This is a genomic window from Paraglaciecola sp., assembly GCF_030730205.1.
In the GTDB taxonomy this organism is placed as follows: domain Bacteria; phylum Pseudomonadota; class Gammaproteobacteria; order Enterobacterales; family Alteromonadaceae; genus Paraglaciecola.
Genome location: NZ_JANQVQ010000236.1, coordinates 1 through 10,118 on the forward strand (window position 1 = coordinate 1; position 10,118 = coordinate 10,118).

7 protein-coding genes and 1 CRISPR repeat array are annotated in these 10,118 nt (G+C 37.3%); of the genes, 6 read left to right on the forward strand and 1 reads right to left on the reverse strand.

Features of this window, described 5'->3' with window-relative positions:
• Positions 1–320 (reverse strand): hypothetical protein (locus NWQ57_RS15500; protein WP_306023066.1); only part of this gene is annotated, 320 nt, incomplete at its 3' end.
• Between the two features lie 355 nt (positions 321–675).
• Between NWQ57_RS15500 and NWQ57_RS15505 the strand changes: the two genes are divergently transcribed.
• The 6 genes from NWQ57_RS15505 (at position 676) to cas6f (ending at position 8,683) form a co-directional block, all read left to right on the forward strand.
• Positions 676–825 (forward strand): hypothetical protein, encoded by a 150-nt coding sequence (locus NWQ57_RS15505; protein ID WP_306023067.1) that lies wholly within the window; start codon positions 676–678, stop codon positions 823–825.
• A 363-nt stretch (positions 826–1,188) separates the two neighbouring features.
• On the forward strand, positions 1,189–2,352 hold the full coding sequence (locus NWQ57_RS15510; protein ID WP_306023068.1) for an HNH endonuclease: 1,164 nt from the start codon (positions 1,189–1,191) through the stop codon (positions 2,350–2,352).
• Positions 2,353–3,513: 1,161 nt separating this feature from the next.
• Entirely contained in the window at positions 3,514–6,153 is a 2,640-nt protein-coding gene (locus NWQ57_RS15515; RefSeq protein WP_306023069.1) for a CRISPR-associated endonuclease Cas3'', read from the forward strand.
• 3 nt (positions 6,154–6,156) lie between these two features.
• Complete coding sequence (cas7fv, locus tag NWQ57_RS15520) at positions 6,157–7,104, forward strand: type I-Fv CRISPR-associated protein Cas7fv (RefSeq protein ID WP_306023070.1); 948 nt, start codon at positions 6,157–6,159, stop codon at positions 7,102–7,104.
• Positions 7,105–7,112: 8 nt separating this feature from the next.
• The gene (gene cas5fv / locus NWQ57_RS15525) at positions 7,113–8,123 is read left to right on the forward strand and encodes a type I-Fv CRISPR-associated protein Cas5fv (RefSeq protein ID WP_306023071.1); all 1,011 of its coding nucleotides are present in this window, start codon (positions 7,113–7,115) and stop codon (positions 8,121–8,123) included.
• An 8-nt stretch (positions 8,124–8,131) separates the two neighbouring features.
• Positions 8,132–8,683 (forward strand): type I-F CRISPR-associated endoribonuclease Cas6/Csy4, encoded by a 552-nt coding sequence (cas6f, locus tag NWQ57_RS15530; RefSeq protein WP_306023072.1) that lies wholly within the window; start codon positions 8,132–8,134, stop codon positions 8,681–8,683.
• A 128-nt stretch (positions 8,684–8,811) separates the two neighbouring features.
• Positions 8,812–10,100: direct repeats of the CRISPR family, unit length 28 nt; unit sequence GTTCACTGCCGCACAGGCAGCTTAGAAA.
• The last annotated feature ends 18 nt before the right edge of the window (positions 10,101–10,118 follow it).

Consider the following 10,118-nt stretch of genomic DNA (forward strand, 5'->3'; position numbering starts at 1 on the left):
TTGGCTAATATTGATGAAATTGTCTCCGCACTACAGAAGGCAATACGATGAAAAATGCATAACATGACAATTGAGTCAGATTTCTCAGATTTTGTAAATTCCAAAAAATTTTTACCTTCTGAATCGCTAAGCTTGAGGGTGTATTCTTTATTATTTTCGGAGAACACATCATATTTTTCAATTAGTGCGTTATTACCAAAAGAGGAAATTATCTTCAAATAATTTCCATCTTGCGAAATAGAATTAAAAGGTAAAAATGTGGTTAAGAGTGTAAAGCAGAGTAAAAAAAGCAAATGATAAAATTTTGAATTAATATACATGCTTCAGGCCGTTTGATATTTGACAATTTACATATCTTATCAAATATAATTTTCTTTACCAGATGCAAGCACCTTCGTTTCCTTATATATTTAAAATATCGCAGGTTTTGTGACATATTCAATGAAAATTTTTGCAAGATTGCTTTAGCTTAAGATATCTCACACGGATGTTTTCCCTAATGAAATAACATGAAGTATTCTCATGCAATAAAGTATTTACAACGGCTTGCTGAGCTATTATTCTTTGTATGGTATCTTGCTTAAAAGGTAAGAGCCCTTGAATATATAAATCACACTTCAAGAGAATTTACATTTTTCATATTTTTTCTGGAATTTAAATATAAATAGGAACGTCATGGAATACAAGTTAGTTAAGACTCATACTTATAAGGGTTTGATCGAAGAAGTAAACAAATTAATAAAAGAAGGGTGGATTCCTCAAGGTGGAGTATTTGAAGATTCAGTTAAATATTGTTTACAAGCAATGATAAAAAAACATAATTAGAAGTTATAGATCGTTATGGCCAAAATGGCCCCTTTCGGGCGCGTTCTGCGCGCCCAAAAACTTGGTTTTAGCTTTCGGAAGTTAGATTTGGGGAACTTAGTCTAAGTCAGATAAGCAACACTTTTTCTCACTGTCTATTAACTTAGAAGTAATAACGCGTGTATCACTCAGTGGCTAAATCCAACGTTTCTCGATAGTGTAAAACCGAAATTAAAAAAATTTTTTTACAATAAAACTCTATTATATCGTACAACCTTCATAAGTGATTATGAGTGGCTGAAGTGTGGTGAGAAAGCAAAACAACAATGAAATTAATAACGCGAAATTTTATTTTTTTTAATTGCTATGAGGTGGGGCGACACTATGGCTAAAAGTAATAACTTTTTCAGTAGAAGCTTTAGGTCAAGAATAGAAGCTCATCAAAATAAAATTTTTAGAAGAAACGCAGGTTCAAGTTTCAATCTTGATAGTTCAGAACAACATGAAAGTTATCTGGTTTTAAGTGAACAAGGTGAGCATCTAACTTTTTCAGAGACTAAAGCTGAAAAAGAGATAAATGAATTCGATACATCATTTTTATTCGTTCTAGATCCAGAGGATGTCAATGAATTAAGCTTTGATGAAATAGATATAGTTTGGGAAAAAAGACATGATTTATGCGGTTCGGACAGGGCTCTGGCTGAAATCATTGCGATAAAAGAAATTCTTTCTGGAATTGTAGAAACCTATCAAGGCTGGCAAAGCTATATAAACGCACCTGAAATACAAGAATGGAGAGACAGCAAATATTCAACTCAGGATAAAAATGAAATTGAAGAATCAAGATCTGAAAATATTACTGAGTTTCTCTATGAATCTGAAAAGCTTAAGTTAAATGACATCAAAGGGCTTAGTCTCGATGAATTAAAAAAGGTATGGAGTAACCGAAATAATTCATTTGGAAGCATTGAAGCTGCCTGTGAAACTTTAGCATCTATAAGATACTTAACAGGAATCGATCTAGTAAAAAAGGAGAATGAAAACTACTTTTTATCTCACCCGGCGATAAAAGAATTATTAGATTTTATTCCATTTGAAAGAGAGAAACTCAATTATCAGTCAGAAAAGGAATATAAAAATTCTGCTACAATTATTGAAAAAAAATATTCATTGGTCAGAACACAATTAAGGCTTGGTCAAACCGAATTTAGAAGTGCCCTAATTAATAATTATAACAGCCACTGCTGTATAACAAATTGTTCTGAGATAGCAGTTCTCGATGCGGCTCATATCAGACCTTATTCAGGCCTTCATTCAAACACGTTGGATAATGGACTTTTATTAAGGTCTGACATTCACAAACTATATGACCGATTTCTTTTAAGTATTGAACCTGAAGCTTTAACAGTAAGGTTATCTAAGAATATAAAAGATCAGTATTATTTAAATCTTGACGGAGCTCGCATTAATTTTGGAGAAATACCACCATCTAGAGTTTTTCTAGAAGAGCATTTTTCTACTTTTTTACGAGTTAACGAAAGCGAATAAAATCTTCAGCGTTTAGTATGCGCTCCATTAATAGTGAATGAAATGTAACTTTTAGTGACATAATTAATTTTGGAGAAAGGTCAGTAGCAATCCGATACCGTCATGATTTACCAATGCTCCTTTGGAGGCTCCCGTTCAAACTGAACGCTTTCCAACTACGTTGAACGCTTTATTTATAAGGGTTCCGAGACTGTTAAGCGTTTTCTGTGATGTTTAAATTTTGAATTTGGTGCGGGTTAAAACAGCAGGTCTATCATGAGGGATATATGTGCTACACTTGCGTATATATCAAAAGGATAGCATGGACAGATGAACTAGACGTCCTTGCCTTATCAGAAGATGTTAACCGTGGCATTAAGTCAGGTGCGCTTATCAAAAAACTGCTTTCTCAGGGAAATACGTTATATGGTACGGAACCTCAGTATCCAGATTGCATCATACGAACTACTCCGACTGGAATGAAAGCAGTAGGACATTGGATTAATGGTGAGTTTATTCTGTCATTAAAACTAACAGCCGAGATCTAGTTGCAGCTATCTAATTCTATATAGCATCTTCAATTCTATGAGCGTATTAAGCTTACAATAAATATAATCAGGGTTAGTGAACACTATTCTTAGTGCATGATGCATATTCGCAAGATACCTCAAACGTTATAGCTGATCATTGTTCAATTTAACGTTGCTTGAATCCTTTTGGTTACGATGAAAAGAGCTTTAAGTTACAGCCCAAATGGCTTGTTTTGAACAGCGTTGCAGCTCCATTTTTCAGGAGTGTTTTGACCATTTTAAAAGCAATGCCATGACCTAAGTGTTGATAATTTAACTTGTTTGAGGTGTCATTACCCATCGCAAACTCATCTTAAAAGTAATCACAATTTGCATGGTTTCAAATAGGGTTGAAATCAATTATGGGTGCCAATTGAGCCTGTTGACTAGCATTGATTTAAAAATTCTAATTGCTAAATTTACTTTTAATTGATGTGTTTTAAATGCACTTGTCGCTTTGCAATCACCGGTAAGTTTCAGATCTTGTTTTAAAAAAGCGCGAACGTTTGGTGTTAGTGATTATCTACGGGCATATTGTTGTAGTTTATGACTTTAAAGTTATTGCTAAAAAGGAGTTTGTATGTAAAGTGTTGTTAGCTAAAGGGAGTTTTTTATGGATATGGATGCCAGTAAACCAACAGACAGTATTTTTTATGCCAACACGCATTTACAACCACTTGCCGAGCACTTATTTGCCGTAGGCTACCTTGCTGAACAGTTACATCGAAAGTTGTTCCCGGACAGTACACAGTTTTCGATTTTAAATTTTATTGCTGGTTGTTTACATGATATCGGCAAAATCGATCCTAAGTTTCAGGAATGGGTGACTAACCCTAAAAAGAAAAACTATTTTGCTGAAGATGGTCAGCATATTGATGATGTTAAATTCAGCTTTGAAAAACACCCTCGTCACAATGAAGTATCATTACTCCTTTATCAATTACTCGATAGCCCTGAGTTAAAACTTTTAAATCCACGAAATAAAGAAGCCCTCAAACATGCTATTTATTGGCATCACGCTAAGCCATTTCGCAAAGACAAAAATAGCTTTTTAACTTATAAAGACATTTGTAAGAAGTTAATTTCTAACCAAGATGATCTTTTACTGCCAGACGTTATTAATCAAGCTCAATCAGTACTTAAGCAAGTCGTCTGTTTAGACAAAAAATATCGCAATTCTGAACAGTCTATGGTCGCTAGAGCGGTGTTGTACGATGCCATCTCAGATCCTGAATACAAGCTACCCAGCGCACTAAATGTGCCAAGTTACAAAGATTATGATGTTGAGGATTCCGTATCTGCTAGTAACTCAAATGTAAAAATAAACGCACTTAATAATATAGCTAGGGCCTGTTTAATCACAGCTGATCGCAGAGTCTCTGCACTAAGTGCAGCAGAGTTACATGCTGCAATTCTCGATTGTAAGTTAGATAACGAACTTACAAATTTGCTTGAAATTGAATCAACGCTTAGCCAGCATATTGAAAGATGTTTATCTACTTTTTTCCCTGAAAGTGAGCGAAGCCTAAAGCAGAGCCAAATAGCAAAAGAACTCACTACGGCTGAGAACGTGGCGGTACTTGCTGGTGCAGCCGGTTGTGGTAAGACTAAAATTGCTTTGGAGTGGGCGCTTTTAAAAGGTGCGAAACGCATAATCTGGGTTTGCCCTCGCGTACAGGTTTGCCAAGGCTTATTTTATGAATTGACGTCAGAGCAGTATTTACCTAACAGCATTATAGAAATTAATACTGGCGAATTTAAATTTCATAATCAATGGGATAATCCTATCCCTGAAGACAATAACTTTTCTGGTGATATTGTCATTACAACAATTGACCAAATTTTAGGTTCAGTAATAAGCCATACCAAAGCTAATACCTTAATCGACTTTTTAAACGTGCATGTCGTCTTTGATGAGTTTCATGAGTACGTGAATATGCCCGCGTTTAATTTATTATTTGCCGAGCTAATTGCTGCGAAGAAAATGCAAAATGACAAGGCGAATACACTCTTAGTTTCTGCTACACCTCACTATGTCTTTGTTGAAGATTTACTTGGTATCGACCCTAACGATATTAAAGTGATGCCGTCATTTAATAAAAGCCAATATAGGTTTGATTTCAAATTGTTCAATGACAGCGATCTAAGTGAAGTTAATCCTCTTTTTACACCACAGTGCCGTTGTACGTTTGTAATTAGCAATATGGCACTAACTGCTCAGAATAGTTTTATTTCAAATCAACACGCTGAAAACGCTGTGCTTTTGCATTCGAAGTTTATAAAAAGTGATAAGCGTAGGTGGTTTGGCGAAGTGTACGAAGCCTTTAAGCGAGGTGGTACAAGAAAGTTTGAAGTATTACGAAGCGGCCCAATTGTACAAGCGTCATTAAACATAAGTTGTGATTACATGGTGGCAGAAATTACCAATGCAGAAGATTGTCTACAGCGTCTTGGTCGATTAGATCGCTTTGGTGAAAATGACCACGTTAATACCTATGTTTTAGCTGTTCCTCTATCTATATCTGAAGCCAAGGGCAGTTCACCTGCGGCACGGTTTTTATCAAATATGTATGTTCTTAGATCAGTTAGAGCATGGTATCAATTTTTACAACATGAGTTGGAAGGCAAAATATTCACGCTGCCAGAAATTTATGAACTTTACTTTTCGTTTCATCACGGACGAAATAGAGAGTTTATTGAAAGTGACTTGGTTGCTGCACTTAAAAACAGTGTTCAACAAATAAATGCAAAGGTACTTGATCCTATAAAAGTGCCACCAAAGAAAACCCCATTAAAAACGCGCAGTAAAATTAGCCGAAACTCATTACGTGGCGATAACCGATTCGTACAACTTGCTGTTGTCGACCTGAGCAACACTGCTCCTGTATTTTTGAATGAATATGCCTACTCAATACCTTTAAATGATGAAAGTGATATTGATAACCTAACGTTGTCTACGAATACCATTTTAGGTTATGGACAGAGTGATAAAAACCTGTTGTCGCATATGTTTAAAAAACATCACAACATCCTTAACGGGATCAAGAAATCGTTTACCGATAATGTGCTACTAAACGAGGCTCGTGAACCGGACTCACCGATTTATCTAAGCTACACCACCAATGATTTGGAACAAGTAGGAGGCGAAAGTGCTCGTCATCCTTTTGCCATTTATTACGCTATTTGCGAAAAACAACCAATTGGCGCGATCTCAATTAAATACATTCAGCAAACCATAGAGGAAGAGGGATAAAACATGGAAAAAGTAACTGGAATTAAAAGTGTTGATTTCAAAATTAAGGCGCTTGGTCATGGTGTAGTGAATTGGAACGGGCCAACAACACTTACCGGAGATAATGGCAAAACAGTAGATAATCACACATTACCTAAGCTTCGAGGATACACCAATTTAACGGGTAAAATAAAAGAAGAAACGGGTTACAAGTACATGAAAGAAGCAACGGATATCGACTTTAAAAAAACACCTCTTTATATCAGTCAAAATTGTATCCGACATCACTTATTTAAAGAGCAAGCATTTGATTTACATTTTGCAGCTGAAAAAAATCTCGAAAAGGTCCTCGCATCAATTACTGGGCTGATCAGAGGGTATGTAGTGCCCTCTAGCCAATGTAAACGAACAAGTCCTTTGCTCATTGAAGATTTTGTTGATCAACTTGGAAATGGTAATTTTGAACAATTTGGTCAAGCAGGAGCTCGCGACAGCTCATCATTTTTCTCTAAAACAACGTTTGGCGATACGCAATATATCTCTTATGGCTCTATAAGCATTGAGCAATTGCAATTTATTTCACTCGACAAAAAATTTGATCGTGCAAGCATGATTATCAAAGAAGGGCAGGGAGAAGTGGTTGCCATGGCAGTGCAAAACTTTATTAAGTCCCTCAACCCTTCACTGAATCCTACAGCAATATTTCACAGTAATTATGTCCGTAACGGTACTATTTTTGAGGAAGGCGAATGTGGGATCTTACTTAATGATGATGCTGTGCAGGCACTCGTCGAGCAGACATTATCAAAATTGGCTGATCTTAGCATCCGACAGGCTAAAGGTTATATGTATGTTGATGAAATATCTGTCGATTATAACGACAGCCATAAAATGATGCGGATTAAGCGCGATGAGTCGGAAGTTGTAGGTGAAAAACACATGTCATTTGCTCAGTATTTTTATGCTAAGTAGGAGGCTATATGAAGATAGTAATCGAATATGACTCCTGTTGGCGTAACTCATTTTTGGATGGTAGCAATAATGAACCTTTACCTAAAAAAGGCAGAGAGTTTGTAGGCTCTATGACTAATTTGAAAATTGAAGGAAATTTTAAAGTGCGTGATACCACTTTAAATACCGTAATGGGCTTACTAAACCGTCTGATTGGCGATCAACGAAAGCTATACCAAGCGCGAAGTAAGATGTTTGAAAAAGCTTATTACTTTGAAGACTTGGAAGAAAAAGTAAGCTTTATTGATAAGCCTCAGCTTTCTAATGAAATGACGTTTATTCGTAATATGAACGGTAGTACTGACCAAAATGCTTTTACAGGGATGATAAAAGTTTCTGATCCTGTATTTCAGTCAGATTATTCGATGCCGTTTTGGGCGGTTTTAAATCTAGATATTCAGCAACTTTGCGATTTCATCATCAATGAAACGCCTATTGATGCCAAAATTGAGTTAGATCCTTTAAGTATTATTGCTCGTTTAGAGTTGCTAAATAAAGAAAAAGCTATTGAAAATGCTGGCGAACAAGCTAAAGCGGTTGAGGTGCTAAAAACACATTTTCCGGATATTGAATATTTAAATAATAAAGGGTTAATTACGCCAGTTAGTCTTTACTGCTCTGCGCTATATCTGCAAATGGTTCGCCTAGAAACACAATTTAATCTCAGTTCTGCAAAGACAAAATCTGGTGGAATTAGTGGTATCTCGAAACGCGGATTTACCAAAAAAGACTTTATGGATCGTTATACCACGGGTTCTAAAAAAATAATTTGGGGTAACCCTTTTATTAAAAAAGAAAAAGTTAAAGGCCTAGGAGAAATTACGTCAATGTTAACCAAAGCAAATGGTCAGCTTGAAATTACTATAGATGTTGATTTTTCTAAAGGCCAAGAAATAAAAACGTTGATTGAAAATGCCGGGGTATCAAGCTTTTATTTAGGTAAAAAAGGATTGGCTTATGTTTCTCAAATTAGAGTGTAGGAGTAAGAATGGACTCGTATATTGATATTCTTTTAAAACCTGATGCTGAAATGAGTGAGGCAGAGCTAAGCAGTAAAGTTTTCACAAAATTTCACAAAGCTTTGGCCACATTAAATAGCAACAACATTGGAATAAGCTTCCCGCAAGCGAAATTAAAGTTAGGGCGTTTATTTCGTGTGCATGGCAACGCTGGCATGCTTCATGATTTGCAAGGTCTTGATTGGTTGGGGCCATTGGCAGGTTATTGTAAAGTTAGTGTGATTACAGACGTGCCAAAACAAACGCAATACCGAGTAATTTCGGTAAAGCGTAGTAACTTAAGCCGAGCGAAATTAAAGCGATTAATTGCTAGAGGCTCTATAGATGAAGATGGCCAAAAGCGTTACAAAGTAAAAATGCTAAGCCAAGGGTTTGATAATCCCTATTTAGATATATTGAGTGCATCAACGGGACAAGTGTATCGAAAGTTTTTTGAGTTAAGCGATTTTTACACTGAACCAGTAACGGGCGAATTTGATGCCTATGGCTTGAGCCATACCGCAACAATACCGTGGTTTTAACCCTTTATTTTTGCTCTTTTATAAACTGATAAAAAACAGTTAGTTACGGCCATGCTATTTTATAGGGTAAAAGTTTGAAATTTATCCTAATAACATGTTTTAACTTATTTTAATCATTAAATCATCTAGTTCACTGCCGCACAGGCAGCTTAGAAATGAACCCTACTACGTCAAACGCCGAAGTCAGTGTTCACTGCCGCACAGGCAGCTTAGAAATCGTCATGCTCAATACTGGCGCGACAGTGGTTGTTCACTGCCGCACAGGCAGCTTAGAAAGCAACACTTTTGCAGTTTGCAAACGACACTCGGTTCACTGCCGCACAGGCAGCTTAGAAATCTCTGTTATTTCTTTTTGTCTATTTGACGTTGTTCACTGCCGCACAGGCAGCTTAGAAAATGACACTCGATCAAATGAAAGCGCTCGATGTGTTCACTGCCGCACAGGCAGCTTAGAAAATGGCATCCATGTCGAATGATTTACTGGTAAATGTTCACTGCCGCACAGGCAGCTTAGAAAACACCTTTGCCAGCCAGTTATTAACCAGTTATGTTCACTGCCGCACAGGCAGCTTAGAAATATCAGATTGCTTTGCTATTCCAGCTTTCTTCGTTCACTGCCGCACAGGCAGCTTAGAAAGGAGTTCAGCACCGGCCAGCTCATTACTCTGAGTTCACTGCCGCACAGGCAGCTTAGAAAATGATCAGCGCGACACATTTAAAACCCAACATGTTCACTGCCGCACAGGCAGCTTAGAAAATGGCGCTGGTAGCGATAGCATCGGCAACGGCGTTCACTGCCGCACAGGCAGCTTAGAAATCGCATGATTCCGAGCAGCCACCCGATTCTGTGTTCACTGCCGCACAGGCAGCTTAGAAATAAATTTAAAGAGGGGTAATAATATGTTAGTTGTTCACTGCCGCACAGGCAGCTTAGAAATACACCATCGGCACAGTTATTTACAAGCTAAAGTTCACTGCCGCACAGGCAGCTTAGAAAAATATTAAACAACGCGCCTTGACTTACAAACCGTTCACTGCCGCACAGGCAGCTTAGAAATGACCGCTACATGCAGATGTTAAATTCTAACTGTTCACTGCCGCACAGGCAGCTTAGAAAATGAGTTATCACTTACATTTTCAGCTTTTGGCGTTCACTGCCGCACAGGCAGCTTAGAAATTCGGGAATCGCTCTTTAACAATCTGGTAGCTGTTCACTGCCGCACAGGCAGCTTAGAAAATCACCATGAATGGATAAAAGCCGTTTAAGCAGTTCACTGCCGCACAGGCAGCTTAGAAATGCTTGCACCAACAGGTATAGCCGCGCTTAACGTTCACTGCCGCACAGGCAGCTTAGAAATTATGATGAAGAAGATTCCAAAAATGACGAAAGTTCACTGCCGCACAGGCAGCTTAGAAAGCGACCATTTCGCACCCC